This is a genomic window from Aestuariivirga sp. (assembly GCF_037139295.1).
Lineage (GTDB): Bacteria > Pseudomonadota > Alphaproteobacteria > Rhizobiales > Aestuariivirgaceae > Aestuariivirga.
The window spans coordinates 1-26922 of sequence record NZ_JBAXGR010000049.1; the positions used below are offsets into that span (position 1 = coordinate 1).

General features: G+C 62.5%; 26 protein-coding genes and 1 riboswitch. Of the genes, 17 read left to right on the forward strand and 9 right to left on the reverse strand.

Annotation, left to right across the window (positions count from 1 at the left end):
- The 3 genes from WCJ41_RS13035 to WCJ41_RS13045 form a co-directional block, all read right to left on the reverse strand.
- The coding region (locus tag WCJ41_RS13035) for an ABC transporter ATP-binding protein (RefSeq protein WP_336906262.1) at nt 1-1126 on the reverse strand (1126 nt) is incomplete at its 3' end.
- A 43-nt stretch (nt 1127-1169) separates the two neighbouring features.
- On the reverse strand, nt 1170-2534 hold the full coding sequence (locus WCJ41_RS13040) for a PleD family two-component system response regulator (protein ID WP_336906263.1): 1365 nt from the start codon (nt 2532-2534) through the stop codon (nt 1170-1172).
- The gene (locus WCJ41_RS13045) at nt 2531-2905 is read right to left on the reverse strand and encodes a response regulator (RefSeq protein ID WP_336906286.1); all 375 of its coding nucleotides are present in this window, start codon (nt 2903-2905) and stop codon (nt 2531-2533) included. Before WCJ41_RS13045 ends, WCJ41_RS13040 begins: the two co-directional genes overlap by 4 nt.
- 205 nt (nt 2906-3110) lie before the next feature.
- On the opposite strand from WCJ41_RS13045, the gene WCJ41_RS13050 reads away from it, so the two are divergent.
- The 3 genes from WCJ41_RS13050 (at nt 3111) to WCJ41_RS13060 (ending at nt 5075) form a co-directional block, all read left to right on the forward strand.
- A complete protein-coding gene (locus WCJ41_RS13050; protein WP_336906264.1) occupies nt 3111-3404 on the forward strand; it encodes a DUF3572 domain-containing protein in 294 nt (97 codons plus the stop codon).
- The gene (locus WCJ41_RS13055; RefSeq protein ID WP_336906265.1) at nt 3394-4044 is read left to right on the forward strand and encodes a hypothetical protein; all 651 of its coding nucleotides are present in this window, start codon (nt 3394-3396) and stop codon (nt 4042-4044) included. Before WCJ41_RS13050 ends, WCJ41_RS13055 begins: the two co-directional genes overlap by 11 nt.
- Before the next feature lie 251 nt (nt 4045-4295).
- On the forward strand, nt 4296-5075 hold the full coding sequence (locus tag WCJ41_RS13060; protein ID WP_336906266.1) for a hypothetical protein: 780 nt from the start codon (nt 4296-4298) through the stop codon (nt 5073-5075).
- A 22-nt stretch (nt 5076-5097) separates the two neighbouring features.
- On the opposite strand, the gene WCJ41_RS13065 is transcribed toward WCJ41_RS13060, so the two are convergent.
- Nucleotides 5098-5757 carry a glutathione S-transferase family protein gene (locus WCJ41_RS13065; RefSeq protein WP_336906267.1) on the reverse strand — a complete coding sequence of 220 codons (660 nt, stop codon included), beginning with the start codon at nt 5755-5757 and terminating at the stop codon, nt 5098-5100.
- A 75-nt stretch (nt 5758-5832) separates the two neighbouring features.
- Here WCJ41_RS13065 and WCJ41_RS13070 point away from each other — a divergent pair, with 75 nt between their 5' ends.
- Nucleotides 5833-7113: a DNA polymerase IV gene (locus WCJ41_RS13070; protein WP_336906268.1), complete on the forward strand. Its 1281-nt coding sequence runs from the start codon at nt 5833-5835 to the stop codon at nt 7111-7113.
- 65 nt (nt 7114-7178) lie between these two features.
- Complete coding sequence (gene panC, locus WCJ41_RS13075) at nt 7179-8021, forward strand: pantoate--beta-alanine ligase (protein WP_336906269.1); 843 nt, start codon at nt 7179-7181, stop codon at nt 8019-8021.
- A 46-nt stretch (nt 8022-8067) separates the two neighbouring features.
- Here the strand turns inward: panC and WCJ41_RS13080 are convergent, their stop codons facing one another.
- The 3 genes from WCJ41_RS13080 to WCJ41_RS13090 all read right to left on the reverse strand — a co-directional run bounded on the left by WCJ41_RS13080 (nt 8068) and on the right by WCJ41_RS13090 (nt 10615).
- Nucleotides 8068-8484, reverse strand: coding sequence for a DUF1489 domain-containing protein (locus tag WCJ41_RS13080; protein ID WP_336906270.1), 417 nt, complete (start codon nt 8482-8484; stop codon nt 8068-8070).
- 66 nt (nt 8485-8550) lie between these two features.
- On the reverse strand, nt 8551-9189 hold the full coding sequence (locus WCJ41_RS13085) for a restriction endonuclease (RefSeq protein ID WP_336906271.1): 639 nt from the start codon (nt 9187-9189) through the stop codon (nt 8551-8553).
- A 106-nt stretch (nt 9190-9295) separates the two neighbouring features.
- Nucleotides 9296-10615, reverse strand: a complete 1320-nt coding sequence (locus tag WCJ41_RS13090) for an SPOR domain-containing protein (protein WP_336906272.1) — start codon at nt 10613-10615, stop codon at nt 9296-9298.
- Nucleotides 10616-10761: 146 nt separating this feature from the next.
- Nucleotides 10762-10975, forward strand: a riboswitch (cobalamin riboswitch).
- 22 nt (nt 10976-10997) lie between these two features.
- On the opposite strand from WCJ41_RS13090, the gene WCJ41_RS13095 reads away from it, so the two are divergent.
- The 12 genes from WCJ41_RS13095 to WCJ41_RS13150 all read left to right on the forward strand — a co-directional run bounded on the left by WCJ41_RS13095 (nt 10998) and on the right by WCJ41_RS13150 (nt 25206).
- Nucleotides 10998-11177 carry a CbtB-domain containing protein gene (locus WCJ41_RS13095; RefSeq protein WP_336906273.1) on the forward strand — a complete coding sequence of 60 codons (180 nt, stop codon included), beginning with the start codon at nt 10998-11000 and terminating at the stop codon, nt 11175-11177.
- Between the two features lie 16 nt (nt 11178-11193).
- Complete coding sequence (locus WCJ41_RS13100) at nt 11194-11943, forward strand: CbtA family protein (protein WP_336906274.1); 750 nt, start codon at nt 11194-11196, stop codon at nt 11941-11943.
- Nucleotides 11940-12977, forward strand: coding sequence for a cobalamin biosynthesis protein CobW (gene cobW / locus WCJ41_RS13105; RefSeq protein WP_336906275.1), 1038 nt, complete (start codon nt 11940-11942; stop codon nt 12975-12977). The genes WCJ41_RS13100 and cobW overlap by 4 nt, the downstream gene beginning before the upstream one ends.
- Nucleotides 12977-16633 carry a cobaltochelatase subunit CobN gene (gene cobN / locus WCJ41_RS13110; RefSeq protein ID WP_336906276.1) on the forward strand — a complete coding sequence of 1219 codons (3657 nt, stop codon included), beginning with the start codon at nt 12977-12979 and terminating at the stop codon, nt 16631-16633. Before cobW ends, cobN begins: the two co-directional genes overlap by 1 nt.
- Entirely contained in the window at nt 16630-17247 is a 618-nt protein-coding gene (cobO, locus tag WCJ41_RS13115; RefSeq protein WP_336906277.1) for a cob(I)yrinic acid a,c-diamide adenosyltransferase, read from the forward strand. The genes cobN and cobO overlap by 4 nt, the downstream gene beginning before the upstream one ends.
- A 181-nt stretch (nt 17248-17428) precedes the next feature.
- Complete coding sequence (locus tag WCJ41_RS13120; RefSeq protein WP_336906287.1) at nt 17429-18556, forward strand: sirohydrochlorin chelatase; 1128 nt, start codon at nt 17429-17431, stop codon at nt 18554-18556.
- Nucleotides 18556-19167, forward strand: a complete 612-nt coding sequence (locus WCJ41_RS13125) for a precorrin-8X methylmutase (RefSeq protein WP_336906278.1) — start codon at nt 18556-18558, stop codon at nt 19165-19167. The genes WCJ41_RS13120 and WCJ41_RS13125 overlap by 1 nt, the downstream gene beginning before the upstream one ends.
- On the forward strand, nt 19164-20372 hold the full coding sequence (gene cbiE / locus WCJ41_RS13130) for a precorrin-6y C5,15-methyltransferase (decarboxylating) subunit CbiE (RefSeq protein WP_336906279.1): 1209 nt from the start codon (nt 19164-19166) through the stop codon (nt 20370-20372). Before WCJ41_RS13125 ends, cbiE begins: the two co-directional genes overlap by 4 nt.
- Nucleotides 20348-21076 carry a precorrin-2 C(20)-methyltransferase gene (cobI, locus tag WCJ41_RS13135; protein ID WP_336906280.1) on the forward strand — a complete coding sequence of 243 codons (729 nt, stop codon included), beginning with the start codon at nt 20348-20350 and terminating at the stop codon, nt 21074-21076. The genes cbiE and cobI overlap by 25 nt, the downstream gene beginning before the upstream one ends.
- Nucleotides 21070-22848, forward strand: coding sequence for a precorrin-3B C(17)-methyltransferase (cobJ, locus tag WCJ41_RS13140; RefSeq protein ID WP_336906281.1), 1779 nt, complete (start codon nt 21070-21072; stop codon nt 22846-22848). The genes cobI and cobJ overlap by 7 nt, the downstream gene beginning before the upstream one ends.
- Nucleotides 22845-23621 carry a precorrin-4 C(11)-methyltransferase gene (cobM, locus tag WCJ41_RS13145; RefSeq protein ID WP_336906282.1) on the forward strand — a complete coding sequence of 259 codons (777 nt, stop codon included), beginning with the start codon at nt 22845-22847 and terminating at the stop codon, nt 23619-23621. The genes cobJ and cobM overlap by 4 nt, the downstream gene beginning before the upstream one ends.
- A 73-nt stretch (nt 23622-23694) precedes the next feature.
- A complete protein-coding gene (locus WCJ41_RS13150; RefSeq protein ID WP_336906283.1) occupies nt 23695-25206 on the forward strand; it encodes a DUF1254 domain-containing protein in 1512 nt (503 codons plus the stop codon).
- 31 nt (nt 25207-25237) lie between these two features.
- Here the strand turns inward: WCJ41_RS13150 and WCJ41_RS13155 are convergent, their stop codons facing one another.
- Together WCJ41_RS13155 and WCJ41_RS13160 are read right to left on the reverse strand one after the other, a co-directional pair.
- Nucleotides 25238-25741 carry a methylated-DNA--[protein]-cysteine S-methyltransferase gene (locus WCJ41_RS13155; protein ID WP_336906284.1) on the reverse strand — a complete coding sequence of 168 codons (504 nt, stop codon included), beginning with the start codon at nt 25739-25741 and terminating at the stop codon, nt 25238-25240.
- Nucleotides 25742-25751: 10 nt separating this feature from the next.
- The coding region (locus WCJ41_RS13160; protein ID WP_336906285.1) for a class I tRNA ligase family protein at nt 25752-26922 on the reverse strand (1171 nt) is incomplete at its 5' end.

Genomic DNA, 26922 nt, shown 5'->3' on the forward strand with positions numbered 1-26922 from the left:
GTTGCAAACTGGCCGATTCAAAGACAAAAACATGTTCCGGGTCGACCCGGAACATTGCCGTTTCACCGCGCGGGGGGGCTGCCTTCGAATCAAGCAGTGCGGTGAGCGGTTCTTCGATACCCTTGAACAAAATCCGGCACTTGACGTCGTCGCCCTGGAAGCGGGTTTCGGTGACCAGACCCTCAACCCCCTGCCAGCCCTCCGCCCGCCGAATACCCTGCGGCCGGATGAGAACGAGGGCCTCCGGCCCCCTCACCTGCGCCGGGCAAGCGAAAGTGCCAAGGGCGGTGACGACGCGGCCGTCTGCCACCGTGCCACGAATTTCATCGGTATCCGAAAAGAACCGCGCAGCCGCGGCATCCGCCGGCCGGCGGTAGAGTTCCTCCGGCGTACCCGCCTGCACGAGCCGGCCCTGCCGCATCAGGAAGATGCGGTCGGCAAGGCCCATGGCCTCCACCGGGTCATGGGTGACGAGCAGGCAGGACGCGCGGGTCTCACGCAGCAACGTCAGTGTCTCGGCCCTGATGGATTCGCGCAGGCGCTGGTCCAGCCCGGAAAAAGGCTCGTCCATCAGCAGCACCTGCGGACGCGGCACGAGGGCCCGGGCGAGCGCGACGCGCTGCTGCTCGCCGCCTGAGAGGCTGTGCGGGTAGCTGTTCGCGTAATGCGCAAGGCCCACCCGTTCCAGCGCATGCAGCGCGATGCCGCGGGCATCCTGCCTTGGCAACGAATTCAAGCCGAATGCGACGTTGTCAATGATGGGGAGGTGCGGGAACAGCGCGAAGTCCTGGAACATCAACCCGATGTTGCGCTTTTCGGGCGGCACGAAGCGCGCCGGACCCGCCACCTCCTGCCCATCGAACAGCAGACGCCCGGAATCCGGACGGTCGATGCCAGCGGCGATCCGAAGCAACGTGGTCTTGCCGCAGCCCGAGGGTCCCAGCAGGCAGGCGATCTCACCCGGCTTGAGCGTGAAGCTCACATCCTCCACGGCGGCTGTCTTGCCGAAGCGCCGCGAAACATGCTCGAAGGAAAGCTGGCCTGCAAAGGTAGCGCCCGCCGTGCCGCGGGTGCCCCAGCGGCGGCTTTCTCTCAGTTCCTCGGGAGATGGCGCGGCGGACCTCATGATGGTCGGGGTCTACAACAGAACGGCCATGGCGCAAATGCCATCACGCCGCAGCGGGGACCACACGGTTGCGGCCCTCGCGCTTGGCGCGGTACAGCGCCCGGTCAGCCCGCTTCAGAAGTTCCTCGACCGAATCCTGCGCCGTAGCGAGGCTCGAGACGCCAAGCGATGCGGTTACGGTGAGATGCGAACCAGGGCCTAGCAGGAAGGGCTTGGCGGCAATCGCCTTGCGAATGCGTTCTCCCACCTTCTCGGCAATCGCAAGATCGGCGCCGGGCAGGACAACCACGAATTCCTCGCCACCTGTGCGGCAGGCGAGGTCGACACTGCGCACCGAACCACGGATGCGGCCGGCGACCTCCTGCAGCACACGGTCGCCAGCATCATGCCCATAGGTGTCGTTCACGGACTTGAAAAAATCGATGTCGAGCGTCAGCAACGAGAGCAGCTTGCCGCGGTCCACCGATTGCTCGATGAGATGGTTCAGCTGGGTCTCGAGATAGCGGCGGTTGTAGAGGCCAGTGAGGGCATCGGTCACCGCCATCTCCATCGAGGCGCGCACTGTGAGGCGCAGCTGCTCGGTATACCGGTGCCGCCGAACCTGCGTGGCGACACGGGCCAGGAGCTCCTGGCGGTCAATCGGACGGATCAGGTAGTCGTTCACACCCATGTCGAGTGCGCGCAGCAACCGCTGGTGATCCTCCGGATCAACAAGGATGAGGATCGGAGTCTGGCGTGTCGTCTCAACCGACTTCAGCTGTGAACATATTCGAAGGCCATCGATACCGTCGAGATCGAGGTTCACGATGATCAGCTCGAAGCTGCCCTGCGCCGCGCCGAATGCTTCGAACGCCTGCTGCGGGTCAGCAACAAGTGTCACCTCATGCTTCGGAGTCAGCAGGTTGCGGATGCGTTCCGCCGGCGCGAGGCGATTGTCGAGCACCAGCACGCGCCCCGATGCGGTTTCAATGGCAGGCTCGTTCGTGGAGAGCCCGAGAGGATCAACACCGGTGCGGGCGCGAAGCTCGTCCGTCAACATCTTCAGGCGCACAAGGCCCTTCACGCGGCAGAAGAGCGCGACATCGTTGACGGGCTTCGTCAGGAAATCATCAGCCCCTGCTTCGAGACCGCGGATGCGGTCCTCTGGCTGGTCCAGCGCCGTAACCATGACAACGGGAATATGCTGCGTGGCGGGGTTCTGCTTGATGCGGCGACATACCTCGATGCCGTCGATCCCGGGCATCATGACGTCGAGCAGCACGATGTCCGGCCTGGTGCGCTGAACGGCCTCCATGGCATCCGCACCGTTCATGGCGGTCACCACCTCGAAGTACTCAGCCGCCAGCTTGGCCTCCAGCAGCCTGACATTGGCCAGGATATCGTCAACGACAAGAACGCGTGCCGTCATTGGGGTTTCTTCAGATAGCTGTCGATCGTCTGCAGGAAACTCACCACCGAAATGGGCTTCGAGATATAGGCCTCGCAACCACCCTCGCGGATCTTCTGCTCGTCGCCCTTCATGGCAAAGGCCGTCACCGCGATGACGGGGATGGTTCGCAACTCGTCATCTTCCTTCAGCCACTTGGTCACTTCGATGCCGGAAACCTCCGGCAGCTGGATGTCCATCAGGATCAGATCAGGCCGATGCTGTCGCGCAAGATCGAGCGCCGAGAGCCCGTCCCGCGTCTGGATCACCTGATACCCATTGGCCTCGAGCAGGTCGTTGAACAGCTTCATGTTCAACTCGTTGTCTTCGACAACCAGCACCTTCTTGGCCACGGCCCGCCGCGCCTCTGGCGTTCTCATCGGTCCCGCCGATACTGACACATTCGCACCCATCTGGCTCTGGTTCCGGACGCCCCGGAAAACTCGAAGGCTAACCCGCTTTGCATGGCTTATTTCTGGACCTGTTTGGGTAACCAACAGCTTAACCCAACACGGCGGCTGTTCAACGCCGTTCAGGGGTGGTTAATTGTGATTCATCATGATGAGATCAAAGACGCAAAACAACTCGGAAGCGGCTGAAATCCTTGCAATTAACGCGCTTGGCTTTCTTGCTTCGGATGGCGAACGTTTGCAGCGTTTCATGGACCTGTCAGGCCTTGACGTTGCGGCGATCCGCGCCGGGGCTGCCAATCCCGCCTTCCTTGGTGGCATACTCGACCATCTTCTCGGTGACGAAAGCCTGCTGCTGATTTTCGCCGAAGAGCAGCAAGTCAGGCCTGAACGCGTTGCCGACCTCCGCCGCAAACTTCCAGGAGCTTCCGTTGATTTCTGATATTACCCAAGGCCAGCTGGCCGCCCTGAGCTTCACCGGACGCCCCCTCGTCATCTGCGATGTCGACGAGGTGATCGTCCACTTCACACGCGACTTCGAGGACTACATCGGTCTCCAGGGCCTGTGGCTTGATACCTCCAGCTTCGCGCTGAATGGCAACATCCGCTATCGCGAGACAAATGTACCGGCTCCCGAACCACTTGTAGCGGAGTTGATCGGCACGTTCTTCGAAGAACGCACCCGCCACATGCAGGAAATCGATGGCGCCGTCGCCTCGCTCCTTGCCTTCGGCGAAAAGGCCGACGTGGTGCTGCTCACCAACCTTCCTCATACCGCTGGCGACCATCGGCGCGAGAACCTGAAAAGCCACGGCCTGCCCTACCCGGTTGTCACCAATTCAGGACCAAAGGGTCCAGCCATCCACCACCTTTGGGAGCGGGGCGGGAAACCGGTGGTGTTCATCGATGACAGCCCGTCCTATCTCGCCTCGGCCCATGAATATGCGCCAGAGGTAAGCTTGGTTCACTTCCTCCACGACGACCGCTTCGCCCAGCACATCGAACCGCTCGGCTATGTTTCGCTGCGGACAGCAAGCTGGGACGAGGCAAGGCCCTATATCATGCGCCTCATTGCAACGTGAAAGGCGAACGAGGACCTCGGGGATCGGCGGTATTCGGGCCTGCCAATCTGCAAGGCCCAGGTGAAATCTACCGATTGACGATGACCGGAGCCTCATGCTGCTAAGCGGCACCTTAACGGCACCCCGACGCGGAAGGGAATAATCGAATGCTGAAGGCTATGTTCTTGACCGTTCTAATGCTCGCCACACTGGCAACCGGAGCAATTGTTGCAGCCGCTGACGAACCTGGCCGATGGAACAGCGCACCATACATGGCCACTGCCCCACTGGTCACCAGCAACGACCAGGATCTCGACGCAGCAATCAAGATGATCACCAGGTTCCCGTTGGACCTCGATCCGCGACTGTGGGACGGCGAAAAGCTGCGCCCTGACGTCCGTGCCCGCATACTCGAGGTTGTCAACCAGCAGTTGGCCGATCTCAAGATACCGGATCTGCGCATCGCTGTCATCGAAACACAGGGCAGCACCATTTCCTATGAGTATGACGAAGACTCGGATCTCAGTGCCCGTGCCTTCCTTGATACCTCGGCCTACAAGGGCAACGTGGAGGACCTCAGCGCTCTGCTCAAGCTCTACACAAACTATCTCGAGAAGATGCACGAGGGCCAGGTCACCGTGCGCGGCGTGCCGCTGGAAGTGCAGTTCTACGCCATCAAATCTGACCGGCTCAAACCGGAAAAGGGCATAGGTCACTACTCGATCAGCGACGATGTCTGGATCGAACGGCCAACGCAACAGCCTGATCGTTTCGACCACGACCAGATGCTGGCTGATGCCAGGCACTTCATAGCTGCCTACAACAACCTCATGACCGACTACTTTGCGGCAAAGAAGGGCTTCGACTGCGAACGCTTTGCGGCCCTCTCCAAGGAGATGCGGGACTACCGCCACGCCGGCATCATGAAGAACGGAACACGCTCCACTGCCAACCTCACCTACCGCATGCTCCGTCGCCTGAACGTCAACGTATCAGAGACCACGAGAATGGTCGCGCTCGAGTGCCAGAACATCCAGTGGACACTCGAATAGACGGCATGATCCCCGTGCCGGCCTAGGTCTGGTCCGAGGATATGTAGCCACCGGGCATGAGCACACCATGGGATTCCAGCACGGCCTTGAGCTTGGGCCGCTTCCTCACCGCAGCTGAAAGCTTTGCAACGGACTTGAATTTGTCATGCAAAGCCTGCTCGTTGGGGTATCCCCATATCGAGAGCATGAACGCATAGAGATCAAGCGCAGAGAAATCGCGCCCCATCAACCAAGGGCCTGACCCGGCAAGGCGTCGGTCGATCAACGCCCAATGGTCATCCACCTGCCGGCGGACCTTCGCCTGAAGTCCATCACGCTCCGCCGGGCCTGTCACGTAGTCCCCGGCAGAATAGGCGAAATTTCCAAACCCGTAGATTCCCGTGCTCATGAAGAGCAACAGGCTCAGGAACTCGCCATAGTCGGGGCTGCCCAGTTCCGGCGACATGTGCTTGTCGGGATGTGCCGCAATGAGAAACGCGACGATGGCCGCCGATTCATAGAGCGTGCGGCCATCGGCAAGCCCGAGGGCAGGAATCATACCCAGCGGACTGATGGCACGGAATTCAGGATCACGCACCTGCTCCGCCGTCATCCAGATATTCGTGTATGGTGCTTCCAGTTCCTCGAGGAGGCAATGGATGGCAAGTGATCCCCAGGTCTTGACGTTGTAGAGCTTGTACATCGTGTTCTCCCGCTCGTTGCACCAGCCCCGCCGGCAGTGTTCCCCAATTCGCCCCGCTGCGCTAGTATGATATTCATGCAAGACGATGGCGCGACGGCAGGCTTCTGCCGCGACTGCTTCTCGCCGGTTTCAGGCGCTGAGCGGCGTTGCAAGGGTTGTGGCAGTCCGCGGTTGCTGCACCACCCCGAACTGCATCAACTCTCCATTGCACATATCGACTGCGACGCCTTCTATGCCGCTGTCGAGAAGCGCGACAGACCCGAACTCGCCGACAAGCCGGTGATCATTGGTGGTGGCACGCGCGGCGTGGTCTCCACCGCTTGCTACATCGCACGCATCCACGGCGTGAAATCGGCGATGCCCATGTTCAAGGCCTTGAAGCTTTGCCCCCAGGCCGTGGTCATTCCGCCTGACATGGCGAAATACGCAGCCGCTGGCAAGCAAGTCCGCGAGCTGATGCTTGATGTCACACCGTTGGTCGAGCCTCTCTCCATCGACGAAGCCTTCCTCGACCTGACAGGAACCGCACGGCTTCATGGCATGAGTCCGGCGCTGACGCTGGCCCGCCTCATCACCCGCATCAACGACAAGGTGGGCATCAGCGCCTCCGTTGGCTTGTCGCACAACAAATTCCTGGCGAAGCTTGCATCTGACCTCGAGAAGCCGCGTGGCTTCTCGGTGCTTGGCAAGGCAGAAACACTCAGCTTCCTGGCGACGAAACCCGTGGGCTTCATCTGGGGCGTGGGCAAGGCGATGCAGGAGGAGCTTGCCAAGAGCGGCATCACCATGATCTCCCAATTGCAGCAGATGGAGAAGAACGAACTGATGCGACGCCATGGCTCCATGGGCGCGCGCCTGTATCACCTGTCGCGCGGCGAAGACCTGCGCATCGTCTCCACCGATGATCACTCGAAATCCATCAGCGCCGAGACCACCTTCAACGCCGACATCTCGGACTGCGCCGATCTCGAGCGCATCCTCTGGCCACTGGCCGAAAAGGTCTCGCGCCGCGCCAAGGCTGAGGGCGTGGCAGGCCACACCGTTGTTCTGAAACTCAAGACGGCAGACTTCAAATTGAGGACCCGCAACGTCTCCCTGATCGATCCCACCCTGCTGGCCAACCGCATCTATGATGCGGCCATTCCTCTCCTGCAGCGCGAGGCCACCGGCACGACGTTTCGGCTCATCGGTGTTGGCATCTCGGGGCTGGTCGAGGCAAGGCCCGAGCAGGAGACGGAGACCCTCGACGTGACCACCGCCGCCCGTGCCAAGGTTGAATTGGCGGTCGACCGCATCCGTGACAAGTTCGGTCGCGCTGCAGTCGGCCGGGGCATCAACTTCGGCTCGGAAGACTGACCCTTTCCGCCCCAAAGGGAGTCGGGCTAAAGCAAGGTTCCTCACAGAAGTCAGATTCTCAGATCATGAAGCCGAAACTCGTTCGCACCCTTGCCGCCCTCCGCCGTGAAACCGCCAAATGGCGGAAAGAGGACCTGCGCTACGCCGTGGTCCCCACCATGGGCGCCATCCATTCCGGCCACATGGAACTCGTGTCAGAGGGGTTAAAACGCGCCGACCGGGTGATCACCACGATCTTCGTCAATCCCAAGCAGTTCGCCGCCAACGAGGACCTCGACAAGTACCCCCGTGATGAGGATGGCGATGTGCTGAAACTCGGCAAGGCAGGCACCCACCTGATCTATGTGCCCAATCCGGAAGAAATCTACCCGGAAGGCTTCTGCACCACTGTCTCGCTCGCCGGCCCTGCAAAGGCAGGCCTCGAAGACAAGTTTCGCCCGGAATTCTTCGATGGCGTCACCACGATCGTCGCCAAGCTGTTCATTCAGACCGGAGCCGACTTCGCCATGTTCGGCGAGAAGGACTATCAGCAACTCAAGGTCGTCACCCGCATGGCGCAGGACCTCGACATTCCGATCGAAGTGGTTGGCGTGCCAACCGTGCGCGAGGAGGACGGTCTCGCGAAATCATCGCGCAATGTCTACCTCTCCAGACAGGAGCGCCAGCAGGCTCTGGCCATCTACTCGAGCATCAGCCATGCAGCGGAGCGCATTCGCGGCGGCCTCGACATCCAATCCGCCACAAGGCTCGCCACCCGCACGCTGATGGCACTGGGCTTCAAGGTCGACTACGTCACCGTCCGCAATGCCGAGACACTGGCCCCGCCGCAGCATCGGGACGAACCGCTCCGTATCATCTCAGCGGCCTGGCTCGGCAAGACGCGGCTGATCGACAACATTTCCGTGTAACGTCGAGTTCCCGATAACGACAATGCCCGACGGGAAACCCCCGGGCCTACAGCAAGCCGAGCTCCGCCAGTTCACGCCGTAACTTCTCCGGCATGCCCTCAACCTTCGAGGACTTCAGCAGGTCCGGTGGCGCATCGGATCCTTCCAGATAGCGCCAACCCTGGAAGGCGCGCTTCGGGACGGGCCTCACCGGTATGATCTGCGGCTTGAACACGATGCGGCAACGTTCGATGCCATCCGCGCCTGTAATAGGCTCCAGGGCCGCGATAGGCTGGCGACACACGATCATGCCGCGCATCACCCAATAGAGCGACCCACCAGGCAGGATCTCATCCTTGCGCTTTGGAAACATGCGGGTGACGTGGTCCAGCGTATCGCGACCCGCCTTGCAATCCTTGACCCAGGATTCGAGTTCCTCGATCTCGGAAACGCCGACGCAGAGCTTGAGAATATTCAGGGGCATTTCGAGAGCATAGGGAAAGAGCCCCCGCGGGTGAACCGTCAAGTTCCGGGTTTTCCCCAATCCGCGCTAATCGCCGTCCCTCGCCCGAACCAGAAGGAAATAGCCCCTGTCCAGCGCCCTGATTTCAAATCGGTGCTGCACCCGCACGCCAATTCCATAGCGGATCATCAGATCTGACAGCCGATTGCCGTCGATTAACACCACGCGACGCACCAGTTGGGAGCAGAACTCTGCGGCACCTGCGGAAAAATGGGTTGTGGTCACGAACACCCCTTTGCCGGCTCGCCGGGCCTCGAGGCTACCGGCGAAGTCACGCACATCGGAGATCGGCACCGGCATGCCGGGCTTCAGTCGCTTTGCCTGTATGCAGATCGAATCGAACCCCAGCTCATCGAGTGGAATGATGCCATCGATGCCACCGTCCCCGGATCGCCCCAGGCGACGCGCCATCTCTGCGCGGTCGCCGCCATAGCCCATTGCCAGCAGCACATCGATGACAAGCCGTTCGAAAAACTCCGGGGTTTGCGTGTGGATACGGGCAATCAGTTCACGGTGCACGACCGCGTTGGAAGCATTGACAAGCGCGGTCAATGCCGCACAGCCCTCATCGGTGATGCCGCCCATGAAGCCGGACGGGGTGTCAGCAACGGCCGGATCATCATTGGCCGTTTGCATGAGGCTTTGAAAATCACTCAGGACAAACATGCCGCAACGTTAAGTTACAACACTTAACGTTGGCTTATTGAAACGCAAAACCCGGAGCCAGGCCTTCGCCCAGACTCCGGGTGCCCGTCCCCTTCCCTCACTCAGATCAGGAAGAAGCCTTGCTGATGAAACACTTCACCCCCTTGGACTTGAGCTTGGAGCAGGCGCGCCCGGCCTCCTCCTGGCTCTCGAAGCCCACGAGACGCACGCGGTAGAATACACCCTTGGCACCGAGGTCAGCCCGCACCACGATCGGCTTCTGCGAAGCAAGAGCCTTGTTCCGGGTCTGCATCTTCTTCCAGGTCGACCAGGCGGAGCCTTCGGTGGTGGCAGATGCAAGCTGAACGGACCAGCCGATGATCTTCTTCTGCGGCTGCGCAGCTTCGGCTGCGGGCGCCGGTTCAATGGACGCCGTCTGGGTCTCCTCGGCGGCTGGCTGGGCACCGATATCAGGAGTCACGGAAGCTGTTGCACTGTCATCAGCCGGCACATCTTCAACCGCCAGTACCTTTTCCTCCGAAGCGCCAATATCGGGCTGAACATCGGCGACAGGGTCCGCAGCAGCAACCCGCACCGGCTGTTCCTGCGGAACGCGGTCAGTGTAAAGTTTCGGCGATGAGTCCTCCGCAGGAGCGGCTTCAGCCGCCTGCGTCTCACCGCCCATCAGGTCCGCAGACGGAGCCTTGGCAGCAGGAAGCTGGTCGCTGGCCGGGCTCGTATCTGCCGTATGAATTTCATCACCCGCCGGGGCGGCAGAAGATCCACCATCGATCGCGGCGAGCCGCTGCAACGCGGGCTCATAACCGGGCTTTGCCTCGAGTGCCTTCTGCAACGCGTCGCGGGCATCCGCCGTGCGCTGAAGCTTTTCAAATGTCGAAGCCTCAGCGACATAAACGCGTGCCGGATCGGGATACTTGTAATGAAGCGCCTTGTCGAAATCGGCGAGAGCAAAGAGATACTGCCCTGAATCGCGCAGCAGCGTCCCGCGGCTGTAATAGGCGTGGCTGAACTCGACATCGAGGAACAATGCCGATGTGTAATCCTCCATGGCGAGCGAGTTACGCTCCAGACGCTGATAGGAAAGACCACGATTATAGAGCGCCAAGGCCCTCACTTTGCCTGACAGGGCATCGATTCGCAGAGCCGCCGTATAGTCATCGACCGCAAACTCGTGCTCGTTGAGACGCTGGTAGGCGAGGCCGCGGTTGAGCAGCGCATTGGCCAGCACGTCCGGCGGAAGTGCGCGCGAGTCGATGGCCTGGGAATAATCCGTCACCGCCACTTGCGCATCGCCTGCCTGCAAAGCTTTGTAGGCCTGCGCTGCAAGCTCGGTTTCGGGGGTGGAATCAGCGGGCCAGGCAGGAACGGCGCTGGCGGCGAGGACCACGGAACAGACGGAGGCGAGAAACAGGGTACGGATGCTCATGGAGGTCAGTATTGGAACGTCGTGGTTAAAAACCTATTGCCGGAAGGGCTTTGCAAGATTGACAGCTGGTAAACGAAAGTCGTTCGGCTGTGTCGTTTTCGGACTCCCGCCCGGCGCGGGCGAGTTGACGGGCGCCTGTCAGGGTGGCATTACAGGATTTGTGTGGTGCCCGGAGCCAAACGGACTTCGGGCCTAACAGGGAACACGGTGAGGACGACCCAATCGGGGCCGAATCCGTGGCTGCCCCCGCAACTGTAAGCGGTGAGGGCTTGGGCAACATTGGCCACTGGGAAACCGGGAAGGCCGCCCAGGTTCAGCGACCCGCAAGTCAGGAGACCTGCCACACGACAGGACTTGAAACAGGTCACCACGGAGGGTGTTCATGACCGCTCGTACGATTTCTTCCACCACCTCGCTCACCGCGTCCAAGCGCCTTGCAGCTGGTTTCGCCCTGCTCTTTGTCGGCATCACGCTGACCTTCGCAGTCGGCCTGTCCAGCATGGCAGTTGCGCACAATACGGCGCACGACACGCGCCACGCCATCGGCTTCCCCTGCCACTGAGCTTCAGGCTCTTCACATGATCGGGCGGGTCGTTCTCGCCGTGCTCCTGGCAGGGATCGCCGCTGGCCTCGTCATGGGCGCTATCCAGCATGTGCGGCTGACGCCCCTGATTCTCGAAGCGGAAGCCTTTGAGCGCGCCGGCGATCACGCCGGGCATTCTCACGATGCGGCCACAGCCGAAACGACAGCTGCCGCCACCGGGCAGCCGGAAGTGGCAGGCCATGACCATGAACACGACCATGGCGAAGGCTGGTCGCCGGAGAACGGCTGGCAGCGTACCCTTGCCACGACCGTGACCGCAGCCATGACGGGCGCGGGCTTCGCGGCAATCCTTGCGGGGCTTTCGCTTCTCACTGGCCTGCCCATCACCCGCCGCAATGGCATCCTCTGGGGCCTGTGCGGGTTCCTCGCGGTCACACTGGCTCCAGCCGCGGGCCTTCCGCCAGAGCTTCCGGGCATGGCGGCCGCCGATCTGTTCGCCAGACAAGTCTGGTGGGTTTGCACCATCGCCGCAACGGCCGCAGGCATATATCTCGTTGCCACGCAGACACGGCCCTGGGCGATGGCGCTGGCAGCCGCACTCATCATTGCACCTCACGTCATCGGGGCACCCATCGCACCGCATGGCGAAGCCATCGTTCCCGCGGAACTCGTGGCACGCTTCGTCGCCAACTCCATCGCTGCAAACGCCATCTTCTGGTGCTTCATCGGCCTGTTCCTGGGGCTGGTGCTGGATCGGACGGCCAAGGACATCTACGCCACATGAGCACCGAGAAGATCCCCGCCACCGTGATCACCGGCTTCCTCGGTGCGGGCAAGACCACGCTGATCCGCAATCTGCTGGAGAACGCCAAGGGCCGCCGCATCGCGCTGATCATCAACGAGTTCGGCGACGTCGGCGTCGATGGCGAGATTCTACGCGGCTGTGGCGTCGAAGCCTGCCGCGACGAAGACGTGATCGAGCTCGCCAACGGCTGCATCTGCTGCACCGTGGCGGATGACTTCGTTCCCACCATGAAGAAGCTGCTCGACCGCAAGGACCCGCCGCAGCATATCGTAATCGAAACGTCTGGGCTTGCCCTTCCCCAGCCGCTGGTGCGGGCCTTCAACTGGCCCGAGATCAAGTCGCGCGTCACCGTCGATGGCGTCGTCACCGTTGTCGATGCGAAGGCGCTCGCCGAGGGTCGTTTCGCTGATGACGAAGAAGCTGTGCAGGCCCAGCGCGAGGCAGACCCCAACCTCGACCACGAAAACCCGATCGAGGAACTTTTCGAGGACCAGCTCAACTGCGCCGACATGGTGATCCTCAACAAGACCGACCTCTTGGCTGACGGCGAACATGAAACGGTCACCGGAGAACTGAAGCAAAAGCTGCGAGCCGGCACCCGCATCGTATCTACTCGCCAGGGCCAGATCGACGTCGCAGCCCTGCTCGGCGTCGGCGCTTCTGCCGAGGACGACCTGCACAACCGGCTCTCGCACCACGAAATGGAGGGCGAAGAGCAGCACGACCATGACGACTTCGTCACCTTCATCGTGTCGCTTGGCGAGGCAACCGACAAGACAGCCCTGCTGAAACGCATCGAGGATACGATCGCGGCGCATGACGTGCTGCGCCTCAAGGGCTTCGTGGACGTCAAGGGCTCGCCCGCCCGCCTGCTCGTGCAGGCCGTCGGCCCGCGCCTCAACAGCTATTTCGACCGACCGTGGAGGGCGAGCGAGAGGCGCGGCACCGAACTCGTGGTCATCGGCGAAAAGCACATGGACCGCGAGGCGATCACCGCCATGCTGCGGGGCTGATGCACCTCCTCGCCACGACATCAGGCGTGATCGACGGCGCCGCCGAAGCCGTCGATCTCGCGCAATCTCCCGCCGACATCATCGTCCTTTCTGCCGCCGACAGTGAACTCGCCAGCCTGGCCCGTGCCCATGACAGGGCCCCCTGCTCGCTCAGGCTCGCAAACCTCCTGCAACTCCAGCACCCGCTGTCCGTCGACCTCTATGTCGAGAAGACGCTTTCACAGGCCAAGCTTATCGTTCTGCGCGTCCTCGGGGGCGCATCCTACTGGAGCTACGGGCTCGACCAGTTGGAAGCCACAGCGCGCGAGCGCGGCATCAAGCTGTGCATCCTGCCGGGTGATGCGCAACCCGACCCGGAGCTGACCGGTCGTTCCACCGTCAACCCCAGCCACTGCGAGCGCCTGCGCCAGTACCTGGTCATGGGTGGCGCAGAAAATGCCTCCGCCTTCCTCGACTACTGCCGCCACCTGACAGAGGGCAGCACCGTCCCAGCCCCGGCGCGCGAACTTCCGAAGGCCGGGCTGTATCGCGACACGTCAAGCAGCGGTCTCCCCCTCGCCGGCATCGTCTTCTACCGCTCCGTGCTCGAAGGCGCTCAAACCGCGCCCATCGATGCACTGGTGGATGCGCTTTCCGAACGCGAGATCGGCGCCAGAGCTTTCTACGTCGCCAGCCTCAAGGATCGCACCAGCGTCGACGTCCTGCAGGAAGGCCTCGCCGCGCCTGACGTGATCCTCAACGCCACCAGTTTCGCCGTGGCCTCCGGTGGCGGAGCCGATCCTCTGTCGGCACACGACTGCCCGGTACTGCAGGTCGTGCTGTCCGGTTCTTCCGAAGAAAGCTGGCGCGACTCCGCACAAGGGCTCAACGCCCGCGACCTCGCCATGAATGTGGTGCTCCCGGAGCTCGACGGCCGCATCATGTCGCGTGCCATTTCCTTCAAGGCCGACAGCCTTTGGCATGAGGGCACCCAGTGCCGCATCATCACCTACCGTGAGGTGCCGGACCGCGTGAACTTCGTCGCCGATCTCGCCGCCAACTGGGCGAAGCTGCGGCGCACGCCTGCAGAAAACCGCAAGGTGGCGATCATCCTCGCCAATTACCCCAACAAGGATGGCCGCATCGCCAACGGCGTCGGTTACGATACACCCGCCAGCACGGTGGCGATCCTTGCTGCGCTTCGCGCCGAGGGGTACGGCGTCCAGGACTACCCGCAAACGGGCAATGGCATCATCGAAGACCTGCAGCGTGGGCCGACGAACGCACGCCACGTTGCGTCATCCACCGCTGAACTCACCCACACGGACTATCTCTCCCATTTCAGCGCGCTTTCCGGAACCCTCCGTGCCCGGATCACCGAGCGCTGGGGCAACCCCGAACGCGATCCATTCTTCGCTGAGAGCGCCTTTCACCTGCCGGTCCGGCTCTACGGCAACGCCGCCGTGGCGATCCAGCCGGCGCGCGGCTACAACATCGAGCCCAAGGCGACCTACCACGATCCGGCCCTGCTGCCGCCGCATGGCTATCTCGCCTTCTATTTCTGGCTCCGCCACCACTTCAAGACCGATGCTGTCATCCACAACGGCAAGCACGGCAATCTCGAGTGGCTGCCGGGCAAGGCCAATGCGCTGTCCGCTGAATGCCTCCCGGAGGTGGCACTCGGCCCGCTACCGCAACTCTACCCCTTCATTGTCAACGACCCGGGCGAAGGAACGCAGGCCAAGCGCCGCACCGGGGCCGTCATCATCGATCACCTGACGCCACCACTGACGCGTGCCGAAACCTACGGCTCGCTCAAGGACCTTGAAGCCCTTGTGGATGAATACTATCTCGCTGCCGGTCTCGACCGTCGCCGACGTGACTCGCTGAAGCAGGACATTCTCGATCTCACCAAGTCCTCGCGCCTCGATGAAGACGCGGGCTTCACGGGCGACGCGGACGCCGACCTGCAGCGCCTCGACGCCTTCCTCTGCGACCTCAAGGAGGCCCAGATCCGCGATGGCCTTCACATTCTCGGTGCTTCCCCGGAAGGCCGGCTCGAAACCGACCTGCTCGTCGCCCTCACCCGCGTGCCGCGCGGCCTTGGCGAGGGCGGCGACCAGTCACTCATTCGGGCACTGGCAGCGGATCTCAAGTTCTCCGATTTCGATCCGCTCACCTGCGATATGGCAGGGCCATGGGCGGGGCCGAGACCGGAACTCCTCGTCGCGCTCACGCCGGATCTCTGGCGAAGCAATGGCGATGCTGTAGAACGCCTCGAGCTTTACGCCTCCATATTGCTCTCCGGCGCTGTCCTGCCTGAAGGCTTCATCCATGCAGGCGCCGTGTTGCACGAGATCGAAACGCGCATCCGCCCCGCCCTGCAGGCCTGCGGGCCTGACGAACTTGCCGCACTGCTGAAAGGCCTCGCCGGCCGCTTCGTCGCACCGGGCTCCTCCGGGGCCCCGACGCGCGGCCGCCTCGACGTGCTCCCGACGGGCAAGAACTTCTATTCTCTCGACAACCGCACGGTACCCACGCCCACTGCCTGGAACCTCGGCCAGAAGTCGGCTGAGGACCTGCTGCTTCGCCACTTCCAGGACCTCGGCCAATATCCCAAGGCGCTCGGCCTCTCGGCATGGGGCACCTCCAACATGCGCACCGGCGGTGATGATATTGCACAGGCGCTCGCACTCATCGGGGCAAAGCCGGTTTGGGAACCCTCAAGTTGGCGCGTCACGGGCTATGAAGTCATCCCGCTCGCCAAGCTCGGCCGCCCGAGGGTCGATGTCACCTTACGCATCTCCGGCTTTTTCCGTGATGCCTTCCCCGCTCAGATCGAGCTGCTCGACAAGGCGATCCGCGCCGTCGGTGCCCTCGATGAGGATGACGACGACAATCCGCTGGCCGCCCGCATGCGTGCCGAAACATCCGTGCTTGTGTCCACAGGCATAGGCACAGCGGACGCAAACCAAATGGCAGGTCACCGCATCTTCGGCTCCAAGCCCGGCGCCTATGGTGCAGGCCTTCAGGCCATGATCGACGAGAAGATCTGGACCGACCGCGCGGACCTTGCCGCAGCCTATGTCACCTGGGGCGCCTATGCCTATGGTGCCAGGGCCAACGGCCTCAACGACGAAAAGGCCTTCACCGAAAGGCTGAAGCGCATCGAAGCGGTGGTCCACAACCAGGACAACCGCGAACATGACCTACTCGATTCAGACGACTACTACCAGTTCGAAGGCGGCATGACGGCGGCTGTCGAACAGGCCTCCGGCACCAGACCGCGCGGCTACCATAACGACCACTCACGCCCAGAGCGCCCGGTGATCCGCACGCTCGAAGAGGAAGTGAGCCGCGTCATGCGCTCGCGTGTCGTCAATCCCAAGTGGATCAGCGGCGTCAAGCGCCACGGCTACAAGGGCGCCTTCGAAATTGCCGCCACCGTCGACTACATGTTCGCCTTTGCGGCCACCACGGGTGCCGTGCGCAGCCATCACTTCGATCTCGCCTATGACGCCTTCCTCGCCGATGATGCTACACGTGACTTCATCCGCGACAATAACCCGGCCGCCCTGCGCGAGATCGCCGAACGCTTCCGCGAGGCCGCAAGCCGCGGCCTCTGGACGCCACGCCTCAACTCTGCCCATGATCTTCTCGAGGACCTGACACCATGACCGACGAAGCCCCCGACCACGACAATGCCCGCCACCATGAGAAGATGGCGAAGAAGAAGGCCGCCCGCGCCAAGATCATGGCGGGCAAGACCATCGAGAAAGGCCTGCTGATCGTCCACACCGGCAAGGGCAAGGGCAAATCCACGGCCGCCTTCGGCATGGTCTTCCGCTGCATCGGCCACGGCATGAAGTCCGGCGTCATCCAGTTCGTGAAGGGCGCATGGGGAACAGGCGAACGCACGGTTTTGGAGAAGTTCCCGGATCTCGTGACCATCAAGGCCATGGGCGAAGGCTTCACCTGGGAAACGCAGGACCGCGAGCGCGACATCGCCCACTCCCGCGCCGCCTGGGAAGAGGCAAAGAAGATGATTGCCGATCCGGACTACAAGATGGTGCTTCTCGACGAGCTCAACATCGTTCTGCGCTACGACTACCTGCCGCTGGCCGAGGTCCTGGACGTGTTGAAGAACAAGCCAGAGGGCAAGCACGTGGTGGTCACCGGCCGAAACGCCAAGGAAGAGCTGATCGAGATCGCCGACCTCGTGACCGAAATGGAGCAGGTAAAGCACCCCTTCCGGTCCGGCGTGAAGGCGCAAGCCGGGATCGAGTTCTAGGACGCCGCAAACGAGCTTGTGACGGGGCATTCCGGGGTCTAGAAGTCCCTTTTACAGCGTCCCCAGAGACGGGACTGAAAGCATATTCCGGTGCGGCCGACCCAATCACGGGGCCAAGACCGGAGCTGTCTTCCGGACCGGGCCTCGCCCGGGGGCGCGCTTGAGCTGGAAGGCAGGACCGATGGCGGAAAAACTGGGTGTTATGCTGTGCGGCCACGGCAGCCGCGACAAGGATGCCGTGCGGGAATTCGCTGTGCTGGCCGAACACCTCAAGAAGCGCCTGCCACAGTATCCGGTTGAATACGGCTACCTCGAATTCGCCACCCCAATCATCCGCACGGGTCTCGACAGCCTGAAGGCAAAAGGGGTAACCCGCGTGCTCGCCGTTCCCGGCATGCTGTTTGCCGCGGGCCACGCCAAGAACGACATTCCGTCTGTCCTCAACACCTATGCCGCCGCCAACGATCTCCGCATCGACTACGGCAAGGAACTGGGCATCGATCCCAAGATGATGCGCGCTGCGGGTGACCGCGTGCAGGAGGCCCTCGACAAGGCAGGTCCGGGTGTTGCCAAACATGAGACGTTGCTCGTCGTCGTTGGTCGCGGCGCGTCCGACCCCGATGCAAATTCCAACGTATCCAAGGTCACGCGCCTTCTGTGGGAAGGCTTCGGTTTCGGCTGGGCGGAAACGGCATACTCGGGCGTTACCTTCCCATTGGTCGAACCGGGCCTCGAACATGCCACCCGTCTCGGCTATCGCCGTATCGTGGTATTCCCGTATTTCCTTTTCACCGGCATTCTCATCGACCGCATCTATGCGGCGGTGGATGTGGTGGCGGCGCGTCACCCGGAAATCGAGTTTGTGAAGGCCTCTTACCTCAATGATCATCCGCAAGTGATCGCCACCTTCGCGGAAAGACTCGAACAGATCATCTCGGGCGACATCGCCATGAACTGTCAGATGTGCAAGTATCGCACACAGGTGCTGGGCTTCGAGGCGGATGTTGGCGCGGTGCAGGAAAGCCATCACCACCACGTCGAAGGAATCGGCACCTCGGCCGACTGCGAATACTGCGATGGCGTCTGCAACCAGATGTGCAAGACCATGCCGAAGAAGAAGAAGGAAGCCGTGCTGGCCGTCGATGCCAGCAAGATCCTCTCCGGGCAGCCGCATCACCATCATCACGGCGACGATCACCACCATGCTCACGGGCACGACCATGGCCACGATCACGACCATGGGCACACCCACGCGCCCTACCCCCATGCGGATCATCCGCTGGGCCCGAAGAGCATGCTGAAGAAGTAATGGACTATCTCAGCGATCCCGACGCCATCTACCGGCGCTCCTTCGAGATCATCCGGGCCGAGGCCGACCTGTCGGGCCTCCCCGGAGATGCGGAACCCATTGCCACGCGCATCATTCATGCCTGCGGAATGCCGGAGATTGCGCCTGACCTTCGAATATCTGGTGATTTCGTGATGTCCGCAAAGCGGGCGATTGCGACAGGCGCCCCGGTCTTCGTCGATGCCGAGATGGTGCGCCACGGCATCATCGACAAGCAGTTGAACGTCATCTGTACCCTCAACGATCCAAAGGCTCGCGAGATCGGAGTGTCCACGGGCACGACGCGGTCGGCAGCAGCAGCTCAACTCTGGCTCCCTCAGCTTCACGGCAGCGTGGTCGTCATCGGCAACGCACCAACGGCCCTCTTCGCAGTGCTGGAAATGATCGATGCCGGCGGTCCGCTGCCCGCGGCCATTGTCGGCTTTCCCGTCGGCTTCGTGGGTGCCGCCGAGTCGAAGGATGAACTCCACGCCAATCCGCGCGGCGTACCCTATGCCACGCTGCTCGGCCGTCGCGGCGGCTCGGCCATGGCAGCAGCGGTGATCAATGCCCTGATGCGAGGCGCCCAGTGAACAAGTGGCTGACCATCGTCGGCATGGGCGAGGATGGCTGGGAGGGTCTTTCTTCCAGGGCTCGGCTCGCCATCTCGCATGCTGAGGTGATTGTAGGCTCCACGCGACTGCTGGGTTTTGTTCCACAGGGCCCGGCCGAACGCCACGAATGGCCGCAGCCCTTTTCCGCTGTCGTCGACCGCATCAAGCCACTTCAGGGCCGCAGGACGGTGATACTGGCGACGGGAGACCCGCTCAATTATGGCGTGGCGCGCAAGCTGATGGAATTCATCCCATTCGGCGAAATGGAAATCATCCCCCACCTATCCGCCTTCTCGCTTGCCGCGTCGCGCGTTGGATGGTCGCTGCCGGATTGCGACACGATCACGCTTCATGGCCGCGACGCCGCCCACATTGAACCCTTCATTCAACCTGACGCGCACCTCATCGTCCTGACGGCGGACCGCACGACCATACCGGAGGTCGCGCGCCGCCTCGTCGCGCGCGGCTTCGGCATGAGCAAGATCAAAGTATTGGAGAACATGGGCGGAGAGCGTGAAAAGCAGTCGAGCTTCACCGCCGATGCCCTTCCGAGCGAGACTCACTCCGATCTCAACACGCTGGCCATTCATTGCCTCGCGTCGCCAGACGCAAAGATCCTCTCACGCCTCGCCGGATTGCCAGACGATGCCTTCGTTCATGACGGACAGCTCACCAAGCGCGAAGTGCGCGCGGCAACGCTTGCCGCCTTGGAGCCTACACCTGATAGGCTCCTGTGGGACGTGGGTGCTGGATGCGGTTCCATCTCCATCGAATGGATGCGCGCCGCGCGTGGCTGCATGGCGATTGCCTTCGAGCATGATCCCGAACGCCTGACGATGATTGCAGCCAATGCCGATGCCCTCGGCACACCGCGCCTCAAGCTGATCGCGGGTGAGGCTCCGGCCACCTATAAAGGCCAGCCCGCTCCCGATGCGGTGTTCATCGGTGGTGGACTCTGGCTGCCGGGCGTTGTCGAGCAGGCCTGGGATGCGCTGAAAGCCGGCGGCACAATGGTTGCCAATGTCGTCACCATCGAGGGTGAGCTTCACCTTTATGATCTCCACGAGAAGCACGGTGGTGACATCGTGCGCATGGACGTCTCGAGCCTCACCTACGTCGGCCGACTCCGCGCACTCAGGCCGCGCATGGCGGTCACCCAATGGAGAGCACAGAAGCCATGGTGACGAAGCTGGGCACACTGCATGGCGTGGGCGTGGGTCCCGGCGACCCGGAGCTTCTGACGGTGAAGGCCGCGCGTCTCATCGGCAGCGCCCCGGTCGTCGCCTATCTCACCGCCAACGGCAAGGACTCCACCGCGCGCGACATCGCGAAGTCCTATATCCCCGCCACCGCCCAGCACCTGGTCATCGACATGCCCATGCGGGTCGAGCGTGAGCCGGGCGAAAGGGCCTACGACGCCGGCGCTGCCGCCATCGCCGCTGAGCTCGCCCAGGGCCGAGACGTGGTCATGCTGTGCGAAGGCGATCCCTTCTTCTACGGCAGCTTCATGTATCTCTTTGCGCGCCTCGCGGGTCACTACCCCTGCGCCATCGTGCCCGGCGTCACATCCATGACGGCATCCGCCGCTGCGCTCCGTCGCCCGCTCTCGGCGCGCAACGAGGTGGTAAAGGTACTTCCCGCCACGCTCCCGGAGGATCGTCTGCGCGAGGAACTGATGACAGCCGAGAGCGCGGTCCTTATCAAGGTCGGCCGCCACCTCGCCAAGGTGCGCAACGTGCTGGGCTTGCTCGACCTCTCGTCGCGCGCCCACGTCATCATCAAGGCAACGCATGAGGACGAGGTGGTCACACCGCTCCTCGACATCACGGAAGATCACTTGCCCTATTTCTCATCGATCCTCGTCTATTCAGGCACAGAAGCATGGTGAAGCCTGTTCTTTTCATCCTTGGCGCCTCCGCCCTCCCCCTCGCGCGCAGCCTGAAGGAGCCGCTCGGCGCTGAAATCCACACGCCCGATTGCGTGGCGGGTGGCGATGTCACATATACAAAGGCAACATGGCACCTCGGGAAGTTGTTTGCCGAGGGCCGCACCATCATCGGCATCTGTGCTGCAGGCATCCTGATCCGTGCCGTTGCATCCCAACTGCAGGACAAGCGCAACGAACCACCCGTGATCGCCGTCGCGGAGGATGGATCATCCGCCGTTCCGCTGCTGGGTGGCCACCACGGCGCAAATGATCTGGCCCGCCGGATCGCCGAGATCTGCGGCGGCCACGCCGCCGTGACCACCGCGAGCGAAGTCCGCTTTGGCATAGCACTTGATGATCCGGCACCGGGCTTCGTGCTTGCCAACCCGGCGGACATGAAGTCAGCAACGGCGGCCTTGCTGAATGGCGCAGGCCTTGTCCGTCACGGCACGCTCGATCCCTTCCCCGCAGCACGCTTCCCGTCGGGGCCGGAATCCGTCACGCTGACGGTCACAGAGCAGCAGGTGGAAGGCAGTCGCAACAATCTCGTCTACTATCCGAGAACCCTCGTCATGGGTCTGGGATGCGAGCGCAACGCCGCCCCTTCCGAACTGATTGAGCTGGCGGAGAAAGTACTCGCCGATAATCGGCTGTCGCCTGTTTCTCTCGCGGCGGTGGCCTCCATCGACCTTAAGTCTGATGAAGCGGCGATCCATGCCGTCGCCACGCATTTCGGCGTTCCAGCCCACTTCTTCACCGCAAATGAACTTGCCCGGCAGACGCCACGCCTCAGGAACCCGTCCGAAATCGTGGCCAGGGAAGTCGGCGTCGCCGGTGTTGCCGAAGCGGCAGCGCTCGCCGCAGCAGGCGACACATCGGATCTCATCGTCGAGAAAACACGCTCCACTCGTGGGACCTGCGCCATTGCCAAATCGCAGCAACCACTCCTCGATGTTCCCGGCTGCGCGCGGGGCATCGTGCATGTGGTCGGCATCGGCCCCGGCACGCCGGACTGGCGCGCGCCCGCCGCACGAGCAGCGCTCGATGCCTCGAGCGACTGGGTCGGCTACGGCCTCTATCTCGATCTCGTGTCAGACGTGAAGTCCGGCCAGCAAGAACACCGCTTTCCGCTGGGCGGCGAGGAAGACCGCGTGCGCCACGCCATCGAACTGGCGCGGCAGGGGAAGCAAGTGGCGCTTGTCTGCTCTGGCGATGCCGGCATCTATGCCATGGCGGCACTGGTCTATGAAGTGGTCGACCTTGAACCATCACGCATCGCGGTCAGCGTCATCCCCGGCATCTCGGCCTTCCAGGCAGCCGCAGCCAAGGCGGGTGCCATGATCGGCCACGACTTCTGCTGCATCTCGCTTTCGGATCTCCTCACCCCCTGGGAAGCCATCGAAAGGCGGGTGAAGGCAGCAGCCGAGGGCGACTTCGTCATCTCCTTCTATAATCCGCGCTCGCTCAAGCGCCGCGACCAGCTGGAGCGTGCCTTCGCCATCCTGAAGCAGCACCGTCCGGCGGACACGCCCGTGATCATCGCCTCCAACCTTGGCCGGCCAGAGGAGAAGGTGACGATCGTGCGCTTTGCGGACTTCAACCCTGACGACGTCGACATGCTCACGCTGGTGATGGTCGGCTCATCGCAATCAAAATCATTCGCCCGCGGTGATGGTAAAACCTATGCCTACACCCCGCGCGGCTACGCCAAGAAGAGAGAGACCGCAGAATGACCGTCCATTTCATCGGCGCCGGCCCGGGCGCTCCCGACCTCATCACGGTGCGCGGCTTCAAGATCATCCAGTCCTGCCCTGTCTGCCTCTATGCGGGCTCGCTCGTGCCGGAAGAGATCGTCAAGGCTGCGCCCCAAGGTGCCCGCGTCATCGACACTGCACCGCTGAACCTCAATGAAATCATCGCCGAGATCGAAGCCGCACACGCCAAGGGTCACGACGTCGCCCGCGTTCACTCCGGCGATCCCTCGCTCTATGGCGCCATCGCCGAACAGATCAGGCGATTGGACAAGCTCGGCATTCCCTATGACGTGACACCCGGCGTTCCTGCCTTCGCCGCCGTTGCCGCTGCCCTCAAGACCGAGTTCACGCTGCCGGAGGTCGCCCAGACAGTGATCCTCACCCGCACCGCGATGCAGTCCTCCTCCATGCCGCCAGGCGAGATGCTGGAGGAACTGGGCCGCTCAAAGGCGACACTCGCCATCCACCTCTCGATCCGCAATTTGGGCTACATCGAACGCGCTCTGACACCCCACTACGGTGCGGACTGTCCGGTCGTCGTCGCCTATCGCATCACCTGGCCCGATCAGATGATCATCCACGGCACGCTGTCCACCATCGCGAAGAAGGTGCGTGAGGCGAAGCTCACCCGAACCGCGCTGATCCTCGTCGGCCAGGTGCTGGGCGCGCACGATTTCCGCGACTCCGCCTTGTACGACGCTGACCATGAGCACGTGTTGCGCAACAGGAAGACGGCGAAGGCAGGCGGTTAGCCTGTCAGCAAAGGGGTTTTCCGGCCATCAAAGCGCATGTTAAGCTTGTCCTCTCACTGCCGGGGAGACAGCCATGTCGAAACTATTATCCAAGCTGCTTGCCACCCTCGCCGTCACCGCTGTGGTGACAACAACAGCGCAGGCGGATACGCCAAAGTTCAGGGCCGATCCGCCGCCTTCAATCCTGACCCCCGACAAGGTTGAAACGAGCGTCGGAACGCTGCACTTCCGCGATGGCGCACCCGATGCCAAATCCGTGCAACTGGCGCTCGACCAGCTTCTCCTCGGCCGCAGCATCGAAACCTTTCTGAAGGGCATGCCAGCCACGTCCGTGTGGGCCGCCTGCAACGGTCTTGCCTCAGCGGGCATCAAGGAGAACGAGGGCATCGGCCTCACTGAAGATCTGATGGACGCCCGCTCGCTGTTCCTCACACCAAACACCACGACACCCTATGGCTTCGCCTGCATGAACCTCACCGCGGGGCCCATGGTGCTGGAAATCCCGCCCGGCGTCCTTGGCCCTGTTGATGATGCCTATTTCCGCTGGGTGGTGGACCTGGGGCTGACCGGCCCCGACCAGGGTCGCGGCGGCCGCTACCTCTTCCTGCCGCCGGGCTATGACGGTCCCGTTCCCAGCATGGGCTTCCACGTGGTGCGCCCCAAGACCAACCGGCTGCTGATGTTCTTCCGCGCCTTCGTGAAGGATGGTGACCTGAAGGCTGCGGTGGCCAACGTGACGACCAACACGAAGCTCTATCCCTTGGCCGATTTCGGCAAGCCGACAACCACCACCTTCGTCAACACATCGGGCAAGCAGTTCAACACCATCAGCGGCAATACCTTCGAGCTCTTCAACGAGCTGAACAGCGCGGTACAGAACGAACCCGCCGACTTCGTCGATCCCGAAACAGTTGGCCTCTTTGCCGCAATTGGCATCCGCAAGGGCCAGCCCTTCGCACCCGATGCGCGCGCGACGAAGATCCTGACCGACGGCGTGGCCCTTGGCAATGCCGCAGCGCGCTCCTTCCTGTGGGCCCCACAGGACAAGCGCATGTTGATCTATCCCGATCGGCAGTGGCTCACGCCCTTCGTTGGCGGCAGCTACCTGTTCATGGACGACGCAGAGCTGATGCTCGACGTGCGCGCCACCTTCTTCTACTACGCCACCGGCATCACCCCCGCTATGGCCGATGCAAAGCCAGGCACCGGCTCGGCCTATGCGGGCGCCTTCCGCGACAAGGACGGCAATTATCTGGATGGATCGAAGACCTACAGGATCACCCTCCCCGGCCCCATCCCGATGAACAATTTCTGGTCATTCACCGTCTATGACAACCAGACACGCTCACTTCTTGAAACCGACCAGAAGCTCGCCGGGGTCGACAGCACGTCGAAGGAACTCAAGATGAACGACGACGGTTCAGCCACCATCTGGTTCGGGCCAGCGCCCCCGAAAGGCAACGAAGGCAACTGGGTGCAGACCATGCCGGGCAAGGGCTGGAACTCGCTGCTCCGCCTCTATGGCCCGCTGGAACCGTGGTTCGACAAGAGCTGGAAGCCGGGGGATTTCGAAGAGGTGAAGTGACGCAAGGCCCTGACCAACCGAACCTCTCACGCTAAACGTCCAGCAACGCGCCTTCATGCACCAGCAGCCAGCGCTTGCGATGCAGGCCGCCGCCATAGCCGGTCAACGATCCATCCGCGCCGATCACGCGATGGCAGAGCACCACGATGGCAATGGGGTTTCGGCCGTTGGCGGTTCCCACCGCCCGCACCGCCTTCGGGTCTCCCAGCCGCCGCGCCAGTTCTGCGTAAGAAATCGTGACGCGACAGGGAATGCGCTTCAGTTCTGCCCATACGCGCTTCTGGAACTCCGTGCCGCCGCCATCCGTATCGCTGCCCTCAATGGCTGACAAGTCACCCGCGAAATAGCTGCGAATGCGGGAGGCAAGTCCAAAGGGGTCGTCCGTGGGTTGGTGACCCTCGCCACGGAAGCGGGTGTTCATCTCGCGTTCGATGCGCGGTTCGGCGTCCTCGAACTCAAGCATCAACAAAATGCCCTCCCGTGCGAGAAGCACGAGAGGGCCAATTGGCGTATCGATCCGGCTGCTCAGGATCATCGCGCTGGGCCTAGCCTAGTCTTGCCAGCGCCTCGTCCACCTTGGCCTTGCGCGCTTCCAGCTCTGCTTTGCGCTCGCGGCTTTCCTCCAGCACCTCGGGCGGCGCCTTGGCGACGAAGCCGGGGTTGCCGAGGCGACCGTCAATGGCGGCCGCATCCTTGGCAATCTTCTCGAGTTCCTTGGCAAGGCGCGCCTTCTCGGCGGCGAAGTCGATCACACCCTCAAGTGGCAGCGCCACTGTCGCCTCGTCGAGCACGATCTGCGCAGACGCCTTCGGGACGCTGTCCTCAAAACTGATGGATGAGAGACGCGCCAGCCGCATGATCTCGTTCTCCCAGGCATCCGCCCTGCGGCGTGTCCCGCTGTTGGCGGAAACCAGCACGCAGGCAATCTTGGCGCCCGCCGGCACGTTCATCTCGGCGCGAACCGAACGCACTTCGGAAATCAAACGGATCACCCATTCAATTTCAGCATCGGCCGCGGCATCACCGATACCCTTGTAGCTGGGCCAGTCGGAGGCGATCAGCCACTGGCTGCGCTTCGCCGTCTGCTGCCACAACTCTTCTGTCACGAATGGCATGAAGGGGTGCAGCAGCAGCAGGATCTGGTCCATCACCCACGCGGTGGTGGCACGCGTCTCGGCCTTGGCGGCCTCGTCCGTGCCGTTGAGGATCGGCTTGATGAGCTCGAGGTACCAGTCACAGAACACATTCCAGACGAACTGGTAGAGTGCTGCCGCCGCCTCGTTGAACTTGTATTCATCAAGTGCCTTGCGCACCAGTGCCTCGGTTCGTGCCGTCTCACCCGCGATCCAGCGGTTCACGGTCACGCGCGCGGCGAGCGGGTCAAAGTTCGGGTCATGCGCCACTTCATTCATCTCGGCGAAGCGTGCCGCATTCCACAGCTTGGTACCAAAGTTGCGGTAACCCTCGACGCGCGCCTTGGCGAGCTTGATGTCGCGGCCCTGTGCTGCCATGGCGGCCAGCGTGAAGCGCAGCGCATCCGCGCCATAGGAATCGATCAGTTCGAGCGGATCGATGACGTTGCCCTTGGACTTCGACATCTTCTGGCCCTTCTCGTCGCGGACCAGTGCGTGGATGTAGACCGTGTGGAACGGCACCTCATGCATGAAGTGCAGGCCCATCATCATCATGCGGGCGACCCAGAAGAAGATGATGTCG

Coding starts and splice junctions, on each gene's coding strand:
- WCJ41_RS13050 (WP_336906264.1), top strand. CDS start 3,111: ATGATGAGATCAAAGACGCAAAACAACTCGGAAGCGGCTGAAATCCTT.
- cobM (WP_336906282.1), top strand. CDS start 22,845: ATGACCGTCCATTTCATCGGCGCCGGCCCGGGCGCTCCCGACCTCATC.
- WCJ41_RS13100 (WP_336906274.1), top strand. CDS start 11,194: ATGATCGGGCGGGTCGTTCTCGCCGTGCTCCTGGCAGGGATCGCCGCT.
- cobO (WP_336906277.1), top strand. CDS start 16,630: ATGACCGACGAAGCCCCCGACCACGACAATGCCCGCCACCATGAGAAG.
- WCJ41_RS13155 (WP_336906284.1), bottom strand. CDS start 25,741: ATGATCCTGAGCAGCCGGATCGATACGCCAATTGGCCCTCTCGTGCTT.
- WCJ41_RS13120 (WP_336906287.1), top strand. CDS start 17,429: ATGGCGGAAAAACTGGGTGTTATGCTGTGCGGCCACGGCAGCCGCGAC.
- cobW (WP_336906275.1), top strand. CDS start 11,940: ATGAGCACCGAGAAGATCCCCGCCACCGTGATCACCGGCTTCCTCGGT.
- WCJ41_RS13090 (WP_336906272.1), bottom strand. CDS start 10,615: ATGAGCATCCGTACCCTGTTTCTCGCCTCCGTCTGTTCCGTGGTCCTC.
- WCJ41_RS13040 (WP_336906263.1), bottom strand. CDS start 2,534: ATGACGGCACGCGTTCTTGTCGTTGACGATATCCTGGCCAATGTCAGG.
- cobN (WP_336906276.1), top strand. CDS start 12,977: ATGCACCTCCTCGCCACGACATCAGGCGTGATCGACGGCGCCGCCGAA.
- cobI (WP_336906280.1), top strand. CDS start 20,348: ATGGAGAGCACAGAAGCCATGGTGACGAAGCTGGGCACACTGCATGGC.
- WCJ41_RS13085 (WP_336906271.1), bottom strand. CDS start 9,189: ATGTTTGTCCTGAGTGATTTTCAAAGCCTCATGCAAACGGCCAATGAT.
- WCJ41_RS13080 (WP_336906270.1), bottom strand. CDS start 8,484: ATGCCCCTGAATATTCTCAAGCTCTGCGTCGGCGTTTCCGAGATCGAG.
- WCJ41_RS13150 (WP_336906283.1), top strand. CDS start 23,695: ATGTCGAAACTATTATCCAAGCTGCTTGCCACCCTCGCCGTCACCGCT.
- panC (WP_336906269.1), top strand. CDS start 7,179: ATGAAGCCGAAACTCGTTCGCACCCTTGCCGCCCTCCGCCGTGAAACC.
- WCJ41_RS13070 (WP_336906268.1), top strand. CDS start 5,833: ATGCAAGACGATGGCGCGACGGCAGGCTTCTGCCGCGACTGCTTCTCG.
- cobJ (WP_336906281.1), top strand. CDS start 21,070: ATGGTGAAGCCTGTTCTTTTCATCCTTGGCGCCTCCGCCCTCCCCCTC.
- WCJ41_RS13125 (WP_336906278.1), top strand. CDS start 18,556: ATGGACTATCTCAGCGATCCCGACGCCATCTACCGGCGCTCCTTCGAG.
- WCJ41_RS13065 (WP_336906267.1), bottom strand. CDS start 5,757: ATGTACAAGCTCTACAACGTCAAGACCTGGGGATCACTTGCCATCCAT.
- WCJ41_RS13060 (WP_336906266.1), top strand. CDS start 4,296: ATGGCCACTGCCCCACTGGTCACCAGCAACGACCAGGATCTCGACGCA.
- WCJ41_RS13095 (WP_336906273.1), top strand. CDS start 10,998: ATGACCGCTCGTACGATTTCTTCCACCACCTCGCTCACCGCGTCCAAG.